The organism is Micromonospora terminaliae, from assembly GCF_009671205.1.
Classification (GTDB): Bacteria; Actinomycetota; Actinomycetes; order Mycobacteriales; family Micromonosporaceae; genus Micromonospora; species Micromonospora terminaliae.
The window spans coordinates 397,073-415,846 of record NZ_CP045309.1 but is presented as its reverse complement, the minus strand read 5'-3'; the positions used below and the strand labels follow the sequence as shown (position 1 = coordinate 415,846).

Annotated in this window: 16 protein-coding genes; 6 read left to right on the top strand and 10 right to left on the bottom strand. The window is 72.6% G+C overall.

Going from position 1 to position 18,774, the window contains the following annotated elements:
* Positions 1–3: 3 nt before the first annotated feature.
* Complete coding sequence (locus GCE86_RS01925) at positions 4–723, bottom strand: class III extradiol ring-cleavage dioxygenase family protein (protein WP_154225305.1); 720 nt, start codon at positions 721–723, stop codon at positions 4–6.
* Positions 724–925: 202 nt separating this feature from the next.
* Here GCE86_RS01925 and GCE86_RS01920 point away from each other — a divergent pair, with 202 nt between their 5' ends.
* Positions 926–2,134 (top strand): DUF349 domain-containing protein, encoded by a 1,209-nt coding sequence (locus GCE86_RS01920; protein ID WP_154225304.1) that lies wholly within the window; start codon positions 926–928, stop codon positions 2,132–2,134.
* A gap of 348 nt (positions 2,135–2,482) precedes the next feature.
* Complete coding sequence (locus GCE86_RS01915; protein WP_154225303.1) at positions 2,483–4,093, top strand: cellulase family glycosylhydrolase; 1,611 nt, start codon at positions 2,483–2,485, stop codon at positions 4,091–4,093.
* Between the two features lie 51 nt (positions 4,094–4,144).
* Here the strand turns inward: GCE86_RS01915 and miaB are convergent, their stop codons facing one another.
* The 3 genes from miaB to selD form a co-directional block, all read right to left on the bottom strand.
* Positions 4,145–5,644 carry a tRNA (N6-isopentenyl adenosine(37)-C2)-methylthiotransferase MiaB gene (miaB, locus tag GCE86_RS01910; protein WP_154225302.1) on the bottom strand — a complete coding sequence of 500 codons (1,500 nt, stop codon included), beginning with the start codon at positions 5,642–5,644 and terminating at the stop codon, positions 4,145–4,147.
* 158 nt (positions 5,645–5,802) lie between these two features.
* Positions 5,803–6,282: a hypothetical protein gene (locus GCE86_RS01905; RefSeq protein ID WP_091269411.1), complete on the bottom strand. Its 480-nt coding sequence runs from the start codon at positions 6,280–6,282 to the stop codon at positions 5,803–5,805.
* 238 nt (positions 6,283–6,520) lie between these two features.
* Positions 6,521–7,510 carry a selenide, water dikinase SelD gene (selD, locus tag GCE86_RS01900; protein ID WP_154225301.1) on the bottom strand — a complete coding sequence of 330 codons (990 nt, stop codon included), beginning with the start codon at positions 7,508–7,510 and terminating at the stop codon, positions 6,521–6,523.
* A 198-nt stretch (positions 7,511–7,708) separates the two neighbouring features.
* Here selD and GCE86_RS01895 point away from each other — a divergent pair, with 198 nt between their 5' ends.
* Genes GCE86_RS01895 through GCE86_RS01880 form a run of 4 tightly spaced genes read left to right on the top strand, consistent with a single transcriptional unit; the run spans position 7,709 to position 11,109 of the window.
* Positions 7,709–8,464, top strand: a complete 756-nt coding sequence (locus GCE86_RS01895; protein WP_091269413.1) for an amino acid ABC transporter ATP-binding protein — start codon at positions 7,709–7,711, stop codon at positions 8,462–8,464.
* A 57-nt stretch (positions 8,465–8,521) separates the two neighbouring features.
* Positions 8,522–9,400: a glutamate ABC transporter substrate-binding protein gene (locus tag GCE86_RS01890; protein WP_154225300.1), complete on the top strand. Its 879-nt coding sequence runs from the start codon at positions 8,522–8,524 to the stop codon at positions 9,398–9,400.
* Between the two features lie 42 nt (positions 9,401–9,442).
* Positions 9,443–10,150, top strand: a complete 708-nt coding sequence (locus GCE86_RS01885; RefSeq protein ID WP_091269415.1) for an amino acid ABC transporter permease — start codon at positions 9,443–9,445, stop codon at positions 10,148–10,150.
* Positions 10,147–11,109, top strand: a complete 963-nt coding sequence (locus GCE86_RS01880) for an amino acid ABC transporter permease (RefSeq protein WP_154225299.1) — start codon at positions 10,147–10,149, stop codon at positions 11,107–11,109. Before GCE86_RS01885 ends, GCE86_RS01880 begins: the two co-directional genes overlap by 4 nt.
* A 68-nt stretch (positions 11,110–11,177) precedes the next feature.
* Here the strand turns inward: GCE86_RS01880 and rny are convergent, their stop codons facing one another.
* From rny to GCE86_RS01850, 6 genes are all read right to left on the bottom strand, one after another.
* Entirely contained in the window at positions 11,178–12,944 is a 1,767-nt protein-coding gene (rny, locus tag GCE86_RS01875) for a ribonuclease Y (protein ID WP_154225298.1), read from the bottom strand.
* Between the two features lie 1,400 nt (positions 12,945–14,344).
* Positions 14,345–15,049, bottom strand: a complete 705-nt coding sequence (locus GCE86_RS01870; protein ID WP_154225297.1) for a 3-keto-5-aminohexanoate cleavage protein — start codon at positions 15,047–15,049, stop codon at positions 14,345–14,347.
* Between the two features lie 182 nt (positions 15,050–15,231).
* On the bottom strand, positions 15,232–15,930 hold the full coding sequence (locus GCE86_RS01865; protein ID WP_154225296.1) for a regulatory protein RecX: 699 nt from the start codon (positions 15,928–15,930) through the stop codon (positions 15,232–15,234).
* A gap of 14 nt (positions 15,931–15,944) precedes the next feature.
* Positions 15,945–16,991, bottom strand: coding sequence for a recombinase RecA (gene recA / locus GCE86_RS01860; protein ID WP_091269420.1), 1,047 nt, complete (start codon positions 16,989–16,991; stop codon positions 15,945–15,947).
* Between the two features lie 184 nt (positions 16,992–17,175).
* Positions 17,176–17,376, bottom strand: coding sequence for a DUF3046 domain-containing protein (locus GCE86_RS01855; protein WP_154225295.1), 201 nt, complete (start codon positions 17,374–17,376; stop codon positions 17,176–17,178).
* A 3-nt stretch (positions 17,377–17,379) separates the two neighbouring features.
* On the bottom strand, positions 17,380–18,756 hold the full coding sequence (locus tag GCE86_RS01850; protein ID WP_154225294.1) for an MFS transporter: 1,377 nt from the start codon (positions 18,754–18,756) through the stop codon (positions 17,380–17,382).
* Between the last annotated feature and the right edge of the window lie 18 nt (positions 18,757–18,774).

The following is an 18,774-nucleotide window of genomic DNA, read 5'->3' as shown; positions in this document are numbered from 1 at the left end:
CGCTCACACCCGCTCCCAGTTGGCCACGAAGTAGGCAACGCCGTAGGGGGCCCGGTGGTAGCTCACGTCGCCGCGCCAGTCGCCGCCCGCGGCGCGGGCCGCGCCGGCCAGCACCTGCCACGGCGCCCGCCCGGCGGCCTTCAGCTCCGCCGACAGCGCCGGGTCCAGGCCGAGCAGGGCCTCGGCGTCCGCGCCGGCCAGGGCCGCGGCAACCCCCTCGTCGTACGCGGGCGCGCGCGGGTCGTCGTAGCCGGGCGCCTTGACGCCCCGGCAGGCCGACCCGTCCCCGAGCACCAGCAGCGCGACCCGCCCGTCCGCCTCGGCGACCAGCTCGGCGCCGAGCGCGGCGCAGCCGGCCGGGGCGGCGTCGGCGGCGACCGCTCGGGCGAGGCGGGGCAGCTCGGTCCCGGACCGGTTCACCAGCCAGGCCCCGATGGTCAGGCTGAGCGGCAGGACGTCGGCACCCGCACAGTTGACCTTCCAGAGCCGGACGTCCCGGTCCAGCCCGAACGGGCGCAGCGACCCGTGGTCGGCGGCGCCGAACCGTTCCGTCTCCGGACCGGCGCCCAGCAGCAGGATCACCTCGGGATCGGCGGCGAGCAGCCGGGCCACGGCCGCGTCGGCGGCGGCGCGGAGGTCGTCCAGCTCGGGCGCGGCGGCGCCGGCCACCTCGGGCACGATCAGGGGCGGGTGGGGGCAGACGGCGGCGGCGACCAGTGGCACGGCACCAACCTATCCGTATCCCCCGGTGCGTCCCCGCGCCGATCCGGTCATCGAGGCGCTACGACACCGTATGGTCACGGTCGACGACAGGCGCTCGACACGGACCGGGTCGGACCTGTGACAATGCCGGGAGAACTTTGCTGCGCCGTGGCGGCGATCGCGGGAGGTGTCCCGACGACGCCGGGAGAACGAGGATGGGCACATGAGCGACTGGACTGCCTTCGGACGGGTGGACGAGGACGGCACCGTCTACGTCAAGACCGCCGAGGGCGAGCGGGTGGTCGGATCCTGGCAGGCGGGGGCACCGGAGGAAGGGCTCGCCCACTTCGCCCGGCGCTTCGCCGACCTGGTGACGGAGGTGGATCTGACCGAGGCCCGGCTCAACTCGGGCGCCGCGGACGCGGGCCACTCGCTGACCACGATCCGGCGGATCCGCGCCTCGCTGGCCGAGGCGCACGTCGTCGGCGACATCGACGCCCTGGCCGCCCGCCTCGACAAGCTGGCCTCCGTGGCCGAGGAGAAGGCGGGCGAGGCGCGGGCCGCCCGGGACGCCGCCCGCGGTGAGGCCCTGGCGCGCAAGACCGCCCTGGTCGAGGAGGCGGAGAAGCTGGCCGCCGAGTCGACCGGCTGGAAGACGGCCGGCGACCGGCTCAAGGAGATCCTCGACGAGTGGAAGACCATCCGCGGGGTCGACAAGAAGGCCGACGGTGAGCTGTGGAAGCGGTTCGCCGCCGCCCGCGACGGCTTCACCCGCCGCCGGGGCGCCCACTTCGCCTCCCTGGACCAGCAGCGCAAGCAGGCGCAGGGGATCAAGGAGGAGCTGGTCGCCGAGGCCGAGAAGCTCAAGGAGTCGACCGACTTTGGCACCACCGCCAACCAGCTCAAGGACCTGATGGCCCAGTGGAAGGCCGCGCCGCGCGCCTCCAAGGAGGCCGAGCAGAAGCTCTGGGAACGGTTCCGGGCGGCGCAGGACGAGTTCTTCACCCGGCGCAGCGAGGTCTTCTCGGCGCGGGACAACGAGCAGCGCGCCAACCTGGAGCGCAAGCAGGCCCTGCTCGCCGAGGCCGAGGCGCTCGACGTCGACGGCGACCCGAAGGGCGCCCAGGCGAAGCTGCGGGAGATCCAGGCACAGTGGCACGAGGCCGGCCGGGTCCCCCGCGAGGCGGCCGCCGGCCTGGAGCGGCGGCTGCGCGCCGTGGATGACAAGGTCCGCGAGGTCATGGACTCGGCGTGGCGGCGCACCTCCAAGGAGGACAACCCGCTGCTGGCCCAGATGCGGTCCCAGGTCGCCGAGGCCGAGGAGCGGCTGGCCCGGGCGCAGGCCGCCGGCGACGCCCGCCGGATCAAGGAGGCCGAGCAGGCGCTCGCCTCGAAGCGGCAGTTCCTCCAGCTGGCCGAGCAGGCCGGCTGAGTTCAGCCTCACCGGGAGCCCCCGGTCCCGCCTCGGGACCGGGGGCTCCTCCGTGTCCGTCGCCGGCCGGGAAGCGGAAAGCGCCTGCTCGGCGCGGCCCCCGGGCCACCTGTTGACGCATCGACCTGAGCTGATCAAAATGGGCGGCAGAGCCAGGTTCCGCACCGGCGCGAGGGCACGACGGGCACGATCCGCCGTCGGGATTCGCCGGTGCCTTCCTCCGCGAGTGGCCGTCTACGTGACACGGCCCGGTGCGCGCTGTCCGCGTACTCGATGACGAGCGGGCCGTCCCTGGTCCTTCCGCCCGCGGCGCTCGCGCGGCGCGGGCATCCGAAGTGGAGCTCGCCAATGCACCGACCCTCCGCCCTCGGCGGCGCCCTCGCGGCGCTCGCCACCGCCGCGGCCGGCGTCCTCGTCGCCGCCGCCCTCAGCACCACACCGGCCGCCGCGGCCACCGCCGGCACCGGCACCGGCTACCTGCACACCAGCGGCAACAAGATCGTCGACAGTACGGGGGCCACCGTCCGGCTCACCGGCATCAACTGGTTCGGCATGGAGACCGACAACAAGACCTTCCACGGCCTGTGGTCGAGCAACCCGTGGCGCGGCCAGCTCGACACCATGGCCCGGCTGGGCTACAACACGCTGCGCATCCCCTACTCGAACGACGCGCTGAAGCCGGGCGCGACGGCCACCGGCATCAACGACTTCGTGAACCCGGACCTGGTCGGGCTCTCCCCCCTGCAGATCCTCGACAAGGTGATCGACTACGCGGGCAGCAAGGGTATGCGGGTCATCCTCGACCGGCACCGGCCCACCTCGGCCGGGCAGTCGCCGCTCTGGTACACGTCGACGGTCTCCGAGGCGACCTGGATCGCCGACTGGAAGATGCTCGCCCAGCGGTACGCGAACAACCCGACGGTGATCGGTGCGGACCTGCACAACGAGCCCCACGCCGAGGGCACCAACCCGGCGGCCACCGGCGCCTGCTGGGGCTGCGGCGACACCACCCGGGACTGGCGGCTGGCCGCCGAGCGGGCGGGCAACGCGATCCTCGGGGTGCAGCCGAACTGGCTGATCTTCGTGGAGGGGGTGAGCTGCCCGAGCGGCGGCCTGTCGAACGTCTGGGACAACGACCCCAGCAACGACGAGGACTGCGGCTGGTGGGGCGGGAACCTGTCGAAGGCCGGGCAGTTCCCGGTGCGGCTGAACGTGGCCAACCGGCTGGTCTACTCCCCGCACGAGTACGCGACCTCGGTCTACCACCAGGCCTGGTTCGACGACCCGACCTACCCGGCGAACATGCCGGCCATCTGGGACAAGTACTGGGGCTACCTCTACAAGCAGAACCTCGCGCCGATCATGATGGGCGAGTTCGGCACCACGCTCCAGGACCCGAAGGACAAGGTGTGGCTGCAGAACCTCATGGCCTACACGGGGACCGGGGTGAACGGCATGTCCTTCACCTACTGGTCGTGGAACCCCAACTCGGGTGACACGGGCGGCATCGCCAACGACGACTGGACCACCATCAACCAGGCCAAGCAGGACATCCTCCAGCCCTACCTGATCCCGCCGGGCGGGGGGACCACCAGCCCGTCGCCGACGGGCACCCCGAACACGTCGCCGAGCCCGACCACGCCGGCGCCGACCGGGGGCTGCACGGCCACGTACAAGCAGGTCAACGCGTGGCAGGGCGGCTTCCAGGGCGAGCTGACCGTGAAGAACACCGGCACGGCCGCGGTCAACCCGTGGTCGGCCACCTGGACCTGGCCGTCGGGGGTGACCCTGGCCAGCGGCTGGAACGCCACCGTCACCCAGTCCGGCACCACGGTCACGGCGGCGGCGCCGAGCTGGGCGTCGTCGCTGGCGCCCGGCGCCTCGGTGACGGTCGGCTTCACGGCCAACGGCACGGCCGCGGCGCCGGGCGCCGTGAAGCTCAACGGCACCGCCTGCTGAACACCCGACGGCCGGGGCCGCCACGGGGCGGTCCCGGCCGTCGGCCGTCGGTCAGTGCGCGGCGCAGCCGCCGGTGGGGGCGGGCGCCGCGGCCGGCGCGCCGATCGTGGGCAGGCCGAGCAGCACTCCGGGGGTACGCGGGGCGCGCCCCGCCTCGGCCGCGTCGCCGGCCCGGGTGCGCCGGTGCGACAGGGGCTCCCCGTCGGCGTTGAGGTGGTGCGGGGCGGCGTAGGTGACCGTGGTGTGGACGATGTCGCCGGGGCGGATCTCCCCGGCCAGCGACCCGGCGTCGAAGTGCACGAGCCGGCCGTCGCGGGCGCGGCCGGACAGCCGGCCGGTGCGCTCGTCCTTGCGCCCCTCGCCGACCGCCACCAGCACCTCGACGGTCTCCCCCACCAGCTTCCGGTTCTCCGCCCAGGTGATCTCCTCGACCGTCGCGATCAGCCGCTCGTACCGCTCCTGCACGACCTGCTTGGGCAGCTGGCCGTCCATCGTGGCGGCCGGGGTGCCGGGGCGCTTCGAGTACTGGAACGTGAACGCCGACGAGAAGCGGGCCTCGCGCACCACGTCGAGGGTGCGCTCGAAGTCCGCGTCGGTCTCGCCGGGAAAGCCCACGATGATGTCGGTGGTGATCGCCGCGTCGGGCATGGCGGCCCGCACCTTCTCGATGATCCCCAGGTACTTCTCGGACCGGTACGAGCGGCGCATGGCCCGCAGCACGTCGTCGGAGCCGGACTGGAGCGGCATGTGCAGCGAGTGGCAGACGTTGGGGGTCTCGGCCATCGCGGCGATGACGTCGTCGGTGAAGTCCTTCGGGTGGGGGCTCGTGAACCGGACCCGCTCCAGGCCGTCGACGTCGCCGCAGGCGCGCAGCAGCTTGCCGAAGGCGTAGCGGTCGCCGAACTCGACGCCGTAGGAGTTGACGTTCTGCCCGAGCAGCGTCACCTCCAGCACGCCCTCGTCGACCAGGGCGCGCACCTCGGAGAGGATGTCGCCGGGGCGGCGGTCCTTCTCCTTGCCGCGCAGCGAGGGCACGATGCAGAACGTGCAGGTGTTGTTGCACCCCACCGAGATCGACACCCAGCCGGCGTACGTCGACTCGCGCCGGGTCGGCAGCGTCGAGGGGAACACGTCGAGGGATTCGAGGATCTCGACCTCGGCGGCGGTGTTGTGCCGCGCGCGCTCCAGCAGCACCGGCAGCGAGCCGATGTTGTGCGTGCCGAAGACCACGTCCACCCAGGGCGCCTTGCGGACGATCTCGCCGCGGTCCTTCTGGGCCAGGCAGCCGCCGACCGCGATCTGCATCCCCGGATGCTTGTCCTTGACGGGGCGCAGGTGACCCAGGTTGCCGTAGAGCCGGTTGTCGGCGTTCTCCCGGACGGCGCAGGTGTTGAACACCACCACGTCGGGCTGCTCGTCGGCCTCGGCGGCGCGCACGTAGCCGGCCTGTTCGAGCAGGCCGGAGATGCGCTCGGAGTCGTGCACGTTCATCTGGCAGCCGTACGTGCGCACCTGGTAGGTGCGCGGGCTGCCCGCGGCTGCGGTAGTCATGACCCGGACAGCGTATCCGGGCGGACCTGGCCGGACCGAACGAGGATGAGCGCCGTCGCGCGGGTCAGGCGGGCTGCCGTGCCGGGGCCGCCCCCTCGCCGCCGGGTCAGGCGGCGGGTGCTCGGGCTGCCGTGCCGGGGCCGCCCCCTCGCCGCCGGTCAGGCGGCGGCGAGGGCCGGGGCGACCGAGTCGGGGGCCCAGCGGGAGCGGTGGCACTGCGACCAGCCCCGGCAGCGGGGGTCCGCCACCGTGCAGAGCCGCTGGTCGCTGAGGACCTCGCCGTCGTCGGTCTCGACCACGTCGAAGTGCACCGGGCGGATCGTGCCGTCCGGGGCGACCAGCAGGTGCCGTCCCGCGTCGAGGGTGTCGTCGCGCATCAGGCAGTTGCGGTCCAGCAGCCGGGCCAGCGCCGCGATGCTGGGCAGCTCCGGCAGGCGCTCGGGCACGCCGTAACAGTCGACCATGGTGCCGTACACCCCGGGCGCCTCCCACACGTCGCAGACCACCGCGTACGCGGGGAGTCGGGCCGGGTCGGCGACGGCGAGGGGCATCACCACCCGGCCGAGTGCCTCGGCCAGCGCCGGGTAGACCTCCACGGGCGCCGCGCCGTCGATTCTCCAGTTCCACAGCTCGGTCATGCCGCCTCCTCGCTGCGCTCGTCCCACCGGCCTCCGGATCGGGCCTTACTCACGATGGTGGGGTGCTTATGACCTCAGCCGGGCGCAAGTTACCGGTCTGTGACCATTACGGGCAAAATTTCCCCGGGTGGCCTTGCCCAGAGTAGCGGGAAGGTGACAGTTTATCGGGTATGGTGCCGCGTTCGCGACGCGAACCACCGATACCTGCTGACGGATTCGCGAATGAGGGCGCCGGCCGTCAGCGCACCCGGATCAGGTGCTCGCTCGCCGGCAGCAGCTCACCGACCACGGTGCCCCCCGGGACCTCGCCCGCGACCAGCAGCCCGCCCGAGGTCTGCGCGTCGGCCAGCAGCAGCCGCTCCCCCTCGTCGGCCCCGCCGAAGTCGGTCCATGGCGTCACCCAGTCCAGGTTGCGCCGCGTGCCGCCGCTGACGTACCCGTCGCGCAGCGCCTCCCGGGCGCCCGGCAGGTAGGGCACCGCGGCGGCGTCGATCGCCACGGTGAGCCGGCTGGCCCGGGCCAGCTTCGACGCGTGCCCGAGCAGCCCGAACCCGGTCACGTCGGTGCCGCAGCGGATCCCGGCCGCCACCGCCGCCCGGGCCGCGTCGCGGTTCAGCCGGGCCATCGAGGCGACCGCCTCGCCGAACCGCTCCCCGGTCCGCTTGTGCCGGGTGTTCAGCACCCCGACGCCGAGCGGCTTGGTCAGCGACAGCGGCAGGCCGGCTCGGCCGGCGTCCAGGGTGATCAGCTCCTCGGGCCGGACCACCCCGGTGACGGCCAGCCCGTACTTCGGGCCGTCGTCGTCCACGCTGTGCCCGCCGGCCAGGTGGCAGCCCGCCTCCCGGGCCACGTCCTGACCCCCGCGCAGCACCTCCCGGGCCAGCTCCAGCGGCAGCACGTCCCGGGGCCAGCAGAGCAGGTTCAGCGCGACGAGCGGGGTGCCGCCCATGGCGTACACGTCGGAAAGTGCGTTGGCGGCGGCGATGCGCCCCCAGTCGTAGGCGTCGTCGACGACCGGGGTGAAGAAGTCGGCGGTGCTGACGAGGCCGGTGCGCTCGTCCAGCCGGACCACCGCGGCGTCGTCGCCGTGCTCCAGACCGACCAGCAGATCGGCGACGCCGACCGCCGGCGCCAGCCCGGCGACCATCGTCTCCAGCTCGCCCGGCGGAATCTTGCAGGCGCACCCGCCGCCGCGGGCGTAATCGGTCAGCCGGACCGCAGTTGTCATCCCCACATGATCTCCGTGAACCGGTGTGGTCGCCATTCGGACGGCCCGTTTCGTGACGGAATTCGGACTGACGGGTACGGCGGTGACCGGTGTTACCGCTCCGTGACCATTCGAGTTGCGTTCTGCCACATCACCCCGCCTACAGTTGCCCAACCGGGGGTCTCGCGACCCCGCTTTTCCATATGGACGACAGGGACGGTGGACGACGTGACGACGGGCGAACCGCTGATCGTGCTGGACGGGGTGAACAAGTGGTTCGGCCCGCTGCACGTGCTGGACGACGTCTCGCTCTCCGTCGGTAGGGGCGAGGTGGTCGTCGTGATCGGCCCGTCCGGTTCCGGCAAGTCGACGCTCTGCCGCACCATCAACCGGCTGGAGCCGATCAACTCGGGCACCATCACCTTCGACGGCACCCCGCTGCCCGCCGAGGGCAAGGCGCTGGCCAAGCTGCGCAGCGAGGTCGGCATGGTGTTCCAGTCGTTCAACCTCTTCGCGCACAAGACCATCCTGGAGAACGTCACCCTCGGCCCCGTCAAGGTGCGCCGGGAGAAGCCGGCCGCCGCCCGTGAGCGCGGCCTGGCCCTGCTCGACCGGGTGGGCATCGCCAACCAGGCGGACAAGTACCCGGCACAGCTCTCCGGCGGCCAGCAGCAGCGGGCGGCCATCGCCCGCGCGCTGGCCATGCAGCCCAAGGCGATGCTCTTCGACGAGCCGACCAGCGCGCTGGACCCGGAGATGGTCGGCGAGGTGCTGGAGGTGATGACCTCGCTGGCCCGCGACGGCATGACCATGGTCGTGGTGACCCACGAGATGGGCTTCGCCCGGCACGCGGCCAACCGGGTGGTCTTCATGGCCGACGGCCAGTTGGTCGAGGAGGCCCCGCCCACGGAGTTCTTCGCGAACCCGCGCAGCGAGCGGGCCAAGGACTTCCTGTCCAAGATCCTCACGCACTGAGCGTCCGTAGTTGGAGTGCGCCGTCCCCCGGTGGCTCCGTCGAAGAAGGAGAAGAGTATGCGTTTCAAGCGCGTGGCCGCGGTCGCCGCGGCGGCGACCCTGGCGCTGGGCCTGGCCGCCTGCGGTGGTGACGACGGCGACGAGGGCACCGGCTCGGGCAGCAAGTCCTTCGCCGCCGGCAGCACCATGGAGAAGCTCAACAAGGCCCAGAAGATCAAGATCGGCACGAAGTTCGACCAGCCGGGCTTCGGCCTGAAGGGGCTGTCGGGCAAGCCGGAGGGCTTCGACGTCGAGGTCGCGAAGATCATCGTCAAGGAGCTCGGCATCCCCGAGGACAAGATCGAGTGGGTGGAGACGCCGTCCAAGGTCCGTGAGGACGTGATCGTCAACGGCACCGTCGACCTGGTCGCCGCGACCTACACGATCAACGACAAGCGCAAGGAGCGCATCGCCTTCGCCGGGCCGTACTACGAGGCCGGCCAGAACATCCTGGTGAAGAAGGACGACACCGCCATCACCGGCCCGGACTCGTTCAAGGACGGGACCAAGAAGGTCTGCTCGGTGACCGGCTCGACCCCGGCCGAGAACATCAAGAAGTACGTCAAGGACGTCGCCACCCAGGTGGTGCTCTTCGACACCTACGACAAGTGCCGTGACGCCCTGAAGGGCGGCCAGGTGGACGCCGTCACCACGGACAACGTCATCCTGCTCGGCTACATCGCCAAGGACGAGGCCTCCTTCAAGCTGGCCGGCGACAACTTCACCAAGGAGCCGTACGGCATCGGGGTGAAGAAGGAGGACACCGACTTCCGCAACTTCGTCAACGACACGCTGGAGAAGGCGTTCGGCGACGGCAGCTGGAAGAAGGCCTGGGACGACACCGCGGGCAAGTTCGGCGCCGAGCTGGGCAACCCGCCGACCGTCAACCGCTACTGATCTGACCCGTTCGATCTGGAGGGTGGGGAGGAAGTCCGACCCGTGAGTGTGCTCATCGACAAGTTCGACGTCTTCGCGGGTGGATTCTGGCTCACCCTCCAGATCTGCGTGCTCGCCGCGATCGGCGCCCTGATCCTGGGCGCCGTCGTGGCGGTGCTCCGGATCTCCCCGGTGCCGCCGCTGCGGGCGCTCGGCACCGGTTACGTGAACGTCTTCCGGAACATGCCGCTGACCGTGGTGATGTTCTTCGCCGCCTTCGGGCTGCCGGCGCTCGGCTCCAACGCCGACTTCCTGCGCATCCCGGGGCTGGACGCCGTCTTCAGCCGGCTCGGCACGGACCTGCCGTACTTCCGCTTCGCGCTGATCGCCCTGGTGCTCTACACGGCGGCGTTCGTCTGCGAGGCGTTGCGGTCCGGTGTGAACGCGGTCCCCGCCGGGCAGGCGGAGGCCGCCCGGTCGCTCGGCCTCACCTTCGGCCAGAACCTCCGGTACGTGGTGCTGCCGCAGTCCTGGAAGGCCTCCGTGGTGCCGCTCGGCTCGGTGATCATCGCGATGATCAAGAACTCGGCGCTGATCGGCTTCTTCGGCGTGGTCGGTGACCTGTCGGCGACCGCCGACCAGCTCACCGGGGCCGAGGGCTATGCCTTCATCCCCGTCGCCATCGGCATCTCCGTCGGATACCTCATCATGACCGTGCCGCTCGGAGCCCTCCTCGACCGGATCGAGAAGCGACAGGCGGTGGCCCGATGAGCCAGCAGAACAGTGTCCTCTACGACGTCCCCGGTCCCCGCCAGCGGCGGATCACCCTCATCAGCAGCCTGGTCGCCACCGTGGTCGTGCTGGTCGGGGCGTACTTCCTGATCTACCGGCCGCTGGCCGACAAGGGTCAGTTCTCGATGGAGCTGTGGGGGCCGCTGGTCGACCCCTCGAACGAGAACTTCTCCCAGGTCTGGGACCGGATCGGCCTCGGCCTGAAGAACACGCTGACCGCCGCCGTACTGGCCATCGTCGCCTCCCTCGTGGTCGGCACCCTGATCGCCGTGCTGCGGATCCAGCTCAAGAGCCTGACCCGGCGGCGCTTCACCGGGTTGGCGACGCCGGTGGCGTACCTGCTGCGCGGGCTGAGCTGGGTGCTGTCCGCGCTGACCCGGGTCTGCGTCGAGGTCTTCCGGGGCCTGCCGGTGGTCATCACCATCTTCTTCGTGGCCCGCGGCTTCCCCGAGTTCGGCGTCACCTTCGACACGCTGTGGTACCTGGTCATCGGCCTGACCATCTACAACTCGGTGGTCATCGCCGAGATCCTCCGGTCCGGCATGGAGGGCCTGCCCGGCGGCCAGGCCGAGGCCGCCGCCGCGATCGGGCTCTCGCCCGCCCAGACCACCCGGATGATCCTGCTGCCGCAGGCGTTCCGGATCATGCTTCCGGCGCTGATCAGCCAGCTCGTCGTGGTGCTCAAGGACACCTCGCTCGGCTTCATCATCAGCTACGAGGAGACCCTCAACATCGGCAAGCAGATCATCGGCGTGCTGGGCAACCCGATCCAGGTCTACGCGGTGATCGCGGTACTGTTCATCGCGGTGAACTACTCGCTGTCGAAGCTGGCGCAGTTCGTTCAGCGCCGGCTCAGCCAGGGCCGCCGCTCCGCCCCCCGCACCGGGGCCGGCGGCACCGAGCTCGGCACGGAAGCCGTCGCCGGCACCGCCACCTGACCGCCCGCCTGTCGCGAAGGGCCGGCCCGGAGGTTTCCGGGCCGGCCCTTTTCGCGTCGTCGCGGTCGTCAGCGGGCGATCTCGGTGACCCGGGACTCGCGGACCACCGTCACCCGGATCTGACCGGGGTAGGTCAGCTCCTCCTCGATCTGCTTCGCCACGTCCCGGGCCAGGACCGCCGCGCCGATGTCGTCGACGTCCTCCGGCTTGACCATCACCCGGATCTCCCGTCCGGCCTGCATGGCGAAGACCTTCTCCACGCCGAGCTTGCCGGCCGCGATCTCCTCGATCCGCTCCAGCCGCTTGACGTACGCCTCCAGGCTCTCCCGCCGGGCCCCCGGCCGCCCGCCCGAGCAGGCGTCCGACGCCTGGGTGAGCACCGCCTCGATGGTCTGCGGCGGCACCTCGTTGTGGTGCGCCTCGATGGCGTGCACCACGTCCTCGCTCTCCCCGTACTTCCGGGCCAGGTCGGCGCCGATGATCGCGTGGCTGCCCTCCACCTCGTGGGTGAGCGCCTTGCCGATGTCGTGCAGGAACGCGCAGCGCTTGATCGTCGGTACGTCCAGCCGCAGCTCCGCGGCCATGATCCCGGCGATGTGCGCGGTCTCCACGAGGTGCTTGAGCACGTTCTGCCCGTACGACGTCCGGTAACGCAGCCGGCCGAGCAGGGTGACCAGCTCCGGGTGGATCTCGGTGATGCCGACCTCGACGAGGGCGTCCTCGGCGGCCCGGTGGCACAGCTCCTCCACCTCGTGCCGGGCCAGGTCGTAGACCTCCTCGATCCGGTGCGGGTGGATCCGGCCGTCCAGCACCAGCTTCTCGAGCGTGAGCCGGCCGACCTCCCGGCGTACCGGGTCGAAGCAGGAGAGCAGGACCGCCTCGGGGGTGTCGTCGATGATCAGGTTGACCCCGGTGACCGACTCGAAGGCGCGGATGTTGCGGCCCTCCCGGCCGATGATCCGCCCCTTCATCTCGTCCCCGGGCAGGTGCAGGACGCTGACGACGCTCTCCGCGGTCTGCTCGCTGGCCACCCGCTGGATGGCGTCGACCACGATGTGCCGGGCCCGCTGCTCGGCGGTACCACGGGCGTCGGCCTCGATCTCCCGGACCAGCAGCGCGGCCTCCCGCTTGGCCTGCCCCTCGATGGACTCGACCAGCTCGGCGCGCGCCGAGTCGGCGGTCAGCCCGGCCACCCGCTCCAGCTCGCGGCGGCGCTGCTCCTCCGCCTCGGTGAGCGCCTGCTCCCGCTCCACGATTGCGGCCTCCCGCGCGGCGAGCGCGGCGCTGGCGGCGGTGAGCTGCCGCTCCCGCTCGGCGAGCCGCTCCACCTCCTCGGTGTGCAGCCGTTCCCGCTCGTCCATCCGGGCCGCCCGGCGCTCGACCTCGGCGGCCTGCTCCCGGGTGGTCGCCGCGAGCACGGCCACCTCCCGCTCACCGCTGCGCCGGGCGGCGGCGCGAAGCTGTTCGGCGTCCGCCTCGGCCTGCTTGTGCGCGCGCTCCAGCACCGTGTCGGCCTCGGCCCGGGCGTCGTCGAGCACCCGCCGTGCCTCGGCCCGGGCCGCCTTCGCCTCGGCCTTCGCGGCGGCCGCCTCGGTACGGGCCGCAGCGGCGGCCGACTTCGCCACGTCGATCGTGCTGTTCGCCTCGTCGGCGGCGCTCCGCAGGGCCGCGAGGGACTGCTCCTGGCGGTCCTTCTCGGCGATGAAGGCCGGGTCCTCCGGTGCGGGCGCGAAGTTCAGCCGCCGCAGGGTACGCACGCCGAACAGGACGGCACCGACCACCACGACGACGAGCAGCAGCACCACCGCGAGGATGACGACGTCGAAGGCGCTCATGCGCCCGCTCCGGACCGGCCGCTCACGCCGATCAGGTCCGGCAGGCCTGCTCCGCCGCGGTCCGGCACGCCCGCTTCGCTGCGGTCCGGCGCGTTCGCTCGCGGCAAGCCCGGGCCGGCGGCCGGCGAGTCCATTCCGGGCGAGCCCGGGCCATCGGCCGGCGAGGAGCGGCCGGCAGCGCGTGGAAGACCGCCGGTGAACCTCTGCCGCCCCGCCATGGCCGCCTCCCCTGAACGTCGGCACCGCAGGCGGCGTGCGGACGGCACGCACCTGCGGCTCTGGACGCCCGACCGGAGCGGCTGGCTGTGGGTAGCTTTCCGTCGGCGGTGCCCCCGTGGGGACATCGCCGGCGGCCGGTTGCAGTTGTCGGGTCGGCTCCGGACGCACCGTCCCGGAGCTTGCCGTCAAAGGCCGGTGTAGCTGGCCAAAGTGATGCTGTTCTGTTACGCGATCTATGTTGTGCGCTTAGCCTGCGCTGGTCGGGCAAAGTGAGCCTGTATGGCGAGGCTAGGTCGCGAGGGGCCGTTCGGTCAAGGACTCATGATCAAACCACCCGGACGGAGAGAAGTTGAGGCGTCACTCAGCGCTGTCCAGATGCCGGACACGGCTGGACAAAACTCACCCCTCCGGGCCGCCTCGGTCACGCTCCCGACCTGCTCAGAGCCGCAACGCGACCGTGCCGGCCGGGTTCCGGGGTGACTCGTCGTCGACTCCGCCGACCCCAGAACTTTCCGCAAGAGTGATTCGCGTTTCACCGCCCGCCGAGCTCTCCGCGAAGGTGGCGGCGGCTCAGTCCCGGGTACTCCACCGCCGCGTGTGGACCTGACGTCGTCAACGACTCACACACTGAGGCTCCGCTCGGACGACGACTGACAGATCTTGGAGACTTTCCGTTCGAGGCGCACGCCAACTCTCCAAGATCCCACGCCGACACCCGGCCGCTTGAAGATCTTGGTACGAAGTGGCCCCTATAGGGGCCATTTCCTACCAAGATCTCCGCCGGGTAGCGCTGAACAGCAGCGAGGGCACCAGTCCGAGCGGTCGCAGATCGCCGCGGCACCAAGCGCGAAGCACGACCCAGCCAGCGCTGTCGCCGACCCGGCCAGCGCGGTTGCCGGCCCCGCCAGCGCGGTTGCCAGCCCTGCCAGGCCAAGATCTCCCCCGGTAGCGCGGCACAGCAGCGAGGGCACCAGTCCGAGCGGTCGCAGATCGTTGGACCACCAGGCGCGAAGCACGAGCCAGTCAGCGCTGCCGCCGACCCGGCGAGCGGTCGCCGCCCCGCCAGCGCCGGCCACGGCGAGCGCGGAAGCCGACCCCCGCCAACGCGGTAGCCGCCCCGGCGAGCGCCGTAGCGGGCCGGGGCGAGCGCGGTTGCCGGCCCTGCGGGCGCGGTTGCTGGATCAGTGCGCGCCGAGGGCGCGGGCCGCCCTCACCAGTGCCACGTTGTCCGGTGCGACGCCGCCGTCCGGCAGGACCAGGGTGTCCTCCAGGCCGATCCGGGTGTCGAGGCCGCGGCGTACCGCCTCGGCGAGCACTGCCCAGGTCGCCGGGCCCTCACCGTGCAGCAGCACGGGCGGGCGGTCGGCGGGCAGCGCGGCGAGGATGGCGGCCGCGTCGGCGAGGGCCACGTCGACGGGGTCGGCCAGGCACTCGACGAGGATCCGCCCGGTCGGCGCCGGCCAGCGGCGCCAGGCGTCGACCGCCGCCGCCGTCCAGAGGCCGGCCTCGACCAGCACGCCCCGCTCGTGCAGGGCGGCCGCGACGGCCGCCGCGCCGGGCTCGTGGGCGTTGACCGAGGCGAAGTCGGGCAGCACCGTCCAGGCGCGGACGGCGGCGACCCGGTCGGCGGGCTCGGGGGCGATCCAGGCGCCGGTGCTCACCCCGACGGGCAGGCCGGGCCGGGCGGCCCGGATCGCGGTGACCGCCGCGGCGATGACGCCCGGGTCGAGCGACTCGGCGCCGTCGGCGTCGCGGGGGTGCACGTGCACGGCTGCCACGCCGGCCGCCGCGCACCGGGCCGCCTCGGCGGCCAGCTCGTCGGGCGTCACCGGCACCGCCGGATGCTCCGCCCGCCGCCGTCCGCCGTTCAAACACGCCTTCAGCACGCCGCCCACCTTTCCACCGGTGCAAGCCGTTCGTCGGCGCCGCCGCCAGCGGCACCGGCCGCGGCGAGTCGTTCGCCGCCGCCGCCAGCGGCACCGGCCGCGGCGAGTCGTTCGCCGCCGGCGCCGGCGGCACCGGCCGGGGCGAGGGCGTCCGGGTGGATCCTGACGTCGCTCGGTCGGGGTCAGTCGAGGGGGCGGGCGGCGGGGTCGAGGTCGTGCTCGGCGTCGGCCAGGGCGTCGGCGTCGATGTGCTCGGCGAACTCGGCCGCCTCGGCGCTCTGCGCGGCCAGCGCGTCCTTCACGGCCCGGATGGCCACGCCGGCCGGGTAGCCCTTGCGGGCCAGCATCCCGACGAGGCGACGGAACACCGCGTCGGGCTCGCCCCGGGTCGAGCGGAGCTTCCGCTCCACGAGGACCCGGGCGGTCTCCGCCTCGGTCTCCTCGTCGATCTCGTCGAGGGCCGCGCCGGCCACCTCGCCGTCGACGCCGCGCTGGCGCAGCTCGTTGGCGAGCGCCCGGCGGGCCAGCCCGCGGCCGGTGTGCCGGCTGCTCACCCAGGCCCGGGCGAAGGCGGCGTCGTCCACGATGCCGACCTCGTCGTAGCGGTCGAGGACCTGGTCGGCGACCTCCTCGGAGATGCCCCGCTTGGCCAGGGCGCCGGCCAGTTCGGCACGGGTGCGGGGCCGGACCGCGAGCTGCCGCAGGCAGATCTCGCGGGCCAGCTCCGCCTCGTCGCGGGGCGGCGCGGGTGCCGCCTCGGCAGCGGGCTCCTCGCCGCGGCCACGGCGGCCGCGGCGCGGCCGCGGTGGAGTGGTGGCGTCACCCGGACGGGGCGGGCTGGCGTCCCAGCCACGCCCCGTGCGGGCGCGTCGTCCTGCCACGGGTCAGCCGGGGATCAGAAGTCGACCGGCGGCAGCTCCGGGCCGCCGGCGGCGTCGCCAGCGCCGGTGCCGACGCCGAGCTTCTCCAGGATCTTCTTCTCGATCTCGGCCGCCACGTCCGGGTTCTCGCGGAGGAACTCGCGGGCCTTCTCCTTGCCCTGGCCGAGCTGGTCGCCATCGTAGGTGTACCAGGCGCCGGACTTGCGGATGATCGCCTGCTCCACGCCGACGTCGATGAGCGAGCCCTCGCGGGAGATGCCCTTGCCGTACATGATGTCGAACTCGGCCTGCTTGAACGGCGCCGCGACCTTGTTCTTCACGACCTTGACCCGGGTGCGGTTGCCGACCACGTCGGTGCCGTCCTTGAGGCTCTCGATGCGGCGCACGTCGAGCCGGACCGAGGCGTAGAACTTCAGCGCCCGACCACCGGTCGTGGTCTCCGGGCTGCCGAACATCACGCCGATCTTCTCGCGGAGCTGGTTGATGAAGATCGCCGTGGTGCCGGTGTTGTTGAGCACACCGGTGATCTTCCGCAGCGCCTGGCTCATGAGCCGGGCCTGGAGACCCACGTGGCTGTCGCCCATCTCGCCCTCGATCTCGGCGCGCGGCACGAGCGCGGCGACCGAGTCGATGACGATGATGTCGATGGCGCCGGAGCGGACCAGCATGTCGGCGATCTCCAGCGCCTGCTCGCCGGTGTCCGGCTGGGAGACCAGCAGGGCGTCGGTGTCGACGCCGAGGGCCTTCGCGTATTCCGGGTCGAGCGCGTGCTCGGCGTCGATGAAGGCGGCGATGCCGCCGGCCCGCTGGGCGTTGGCCACCGCGTGCAGGGCGACCGTGGTCTTACCGCTGGACTCGGGACCGTAGATCTCCACGACCCGACCGCGGGGCAGACCGCCCACGCCGAGCGCCACGTCGAGCGCGATGGAGCTGGTCGGGATGACCGCCGTCTGGACGACGGGCCGCTCCCCCAGCCGCATCACCGAACCCTTGCCGAACTGCTTGTCGATCTGAGCGAGAGCAAGGTCGAGTGCCTTCTCCCGGTCCGGCCCTGCCGCCATCGTTGCCACCCCTGCCTTCGCCGGCGTCTTTCCTGAGCTTCGCGTCACGCGGACACGCTAGGCGCTGGGTCCGACAGAAAACCAGCCGACGGGCCGCGAGCTGTGGACGAGCACCCCGCTGTGGACAATAGCCGAACAGGTGTACGACTCGACAAGCGACACGCGGAACCGGCGAAAAGGCTGCTCAGCGTAGTCGTGCGGGCACCCGGTCCGGATAGGCGGCGACCACCGCGCGCCACACCACGTGCGTCTCCACCCCCGCGGCGAGGGCCTGCTCGATGGTCCGCCCGCCGAGCTGGGACAGCACCTGGTCGCTGGCGATGCTGGTCGCGTAGCCCGGCCCGAACGCCTCCTCCAGCCGCGCCCAGAAGTCGGTCAGCCGCACGTGTCACTCCTCCTTGCCGGGCAGGTCGTCCAAAGGACGCCCGAGCTTGCCGGGCACCTCGTCCGCCGGACGCCCGAGTTCCTCCGGCACCTCGACCGGCGCCGGACGCAACGCTAGCGCCACCAGCGGCACCACCGCGATCGCCGCCAGCAGGGTCAGGGTCGGATAACCCGCGGCCCGCATGACAAACCCGCTCGCCGCCGCCGCGCCCGCCCCGGCCAGCCCCATGACCAGGTCGGACAGGCCCTGCACACCCGGCCGGTCGGCGGTCGGCACCGACTCGGACAGCAGGGTCGAGCCGGCCACCATGGTGCCCGACCAGCCCAGCCCGAGCAGGGCCAGACCCACCGAGAGCAGCGGGGTGTGGTGTCCGGCCGTGCCGGCGACCGCACAGGCGGCCAGCAGCAGGGCCACCCCGCCGAGGATCACCGGGCGCCGGCCCAGCCGGTCGGTGAGCCAGCCGACCAGCGGGGAGAGCGCGTACATGCCGGCGATGTGCAGGCTGAGCACGATGCCGACCACCCGCAGCACGTCGGCGTCGGAGTGCGACTCGCCGAGGCGTACCGGGGTCATCGACATGACGGCGACCATCACGAGGTGGCCCATGGCCACGGCGGCGATGCCGAGGCGGGCGGCGGGCCGCTCGCGTACCGTGCGCCAGGCCGCCACCATGCCCGCGCGGCGCCGGGCGGGCGCACCGGGCGCCGCGACCGGCTCGGCCGGGGTCTCGGCCGCCGCCAGCCGGCGCGCGGTGAGCAGCGGGTCCGGCCGGAGGAACGCGGCCAGTACGGCGGCGGCCAGCACGAACGCGGCGGCGCTGAAGGCGAACGGGCCGGCCAGCGCCGGCAGGCCCCAGCCACGGGTGGTGGCGTCGGCGAGCGCGGCGAAGTTGGGGGCGGCCACCGCGCCGATGGTGGTGGCCCAGACGACCAGCGAGAGTTGTCGCCCCCGGCGGGCCGGCTCGGCCAGGTCCACCGCCGTGTAGCGGGCCTGGAGGTTGGCGGCGGTCCCCCCGCCGAAGAGCAGCATGCCGAGGAAGAGCAGCGGCACCACGTGCAGCACGGTGGAGACCACCACGAGCACGCCCCCGACCGACCCGACCAGGTACGCGGTGACCAGCCCCGGCCGCCGCCCCCGGGCCGTCATGATCCGGGTGACCGGTACGGCGAGCAGCGCGGCGCCGACCACCCCGGCGCTCTGCGCCACTCCGGCCAGGGCGGTGCCGGCGACCCGGGCGGCGAGCAGCGCGCCGACCGAGATGCCGATGGTGACGCCGATGCCGCCGATGATCTGCGTGAGGAGGAGCAGCCGGACGGTGCGCCGCTGGATCGGGACGACGTCGAGCCGGCTCGGTGCCGGTGCGGTCAGGTCGGTGGCCATGGCGGATGCTCCCGGGAG

Coding starts and splice junctions, on each gene's coding strand:
- GCE86_RS01915 (WP_154225303.1), top strand. CDS start 2,483: ATGCACCGACCCTCCGCCCTCGGCGGCGCCCTCGCGGCGCTCGCCACC.
- GCE86_RS01890 (WP_154225300.1), top strand. CDS start 8,522: ATGCGTTTCAAGCGCGTGGCCGCGGTCGCCGCGGCGGCGACCCTGGCG.
- GCE86_RS01905 (WP_091269411.1), bottom strand. CDS start 6,282: ATGACCGAGCTGTGGAACTGGAGAATCGACGGCGCGGCGCCCGTGGAG.
- GCE86_RS01920 (WP_154225304.1), top strand. CDS start 926: ATGAGCGACTGGACTGCCTTCGGACGGGTGGACGAGGACGGCACCGTC.
- rny (WP_154225298.1), bottom strand. CDS start 12,944: ATGAGCGCCTTCGACGTCGTCATCCTCGCGGTGGTGCTGCTGCTCGTC.
- selD (WP_154225301.1), bottom strand. CDS start 7,510: ATGACAACTGCGGTCCGGCTGACCGATTACGCCCGCGGCGGCGGGTGC.
- recA (WP_091269420.1), bottom strand. CDS start 16,991: ATGGCGGCAGGGCCGGACCGGGAGAAGGCACTCGACCTTGCTCTCGCT.
- GCE86_RS01850 (WP_154225294.1), bottom strand. CDS start 18,756: ATGGCCACCGACCTGACCGCACCGGCACCGAGCCGGCTCGACGTCGTC.
- GCE86_RS01880 (WP_154225299.1), top strand. CDS start 10,147: ATGAGCCAGCAGAACAGTGTCCTCTACGACGTCCCCGGTCCCCGCCAG.
- miaB (WP_154225302.1), bottom strand. CDS start 5,644: ATGACTACCGCAGCCGCGGGCAGCCCGCGCACCTACCAGGTGCGCACG.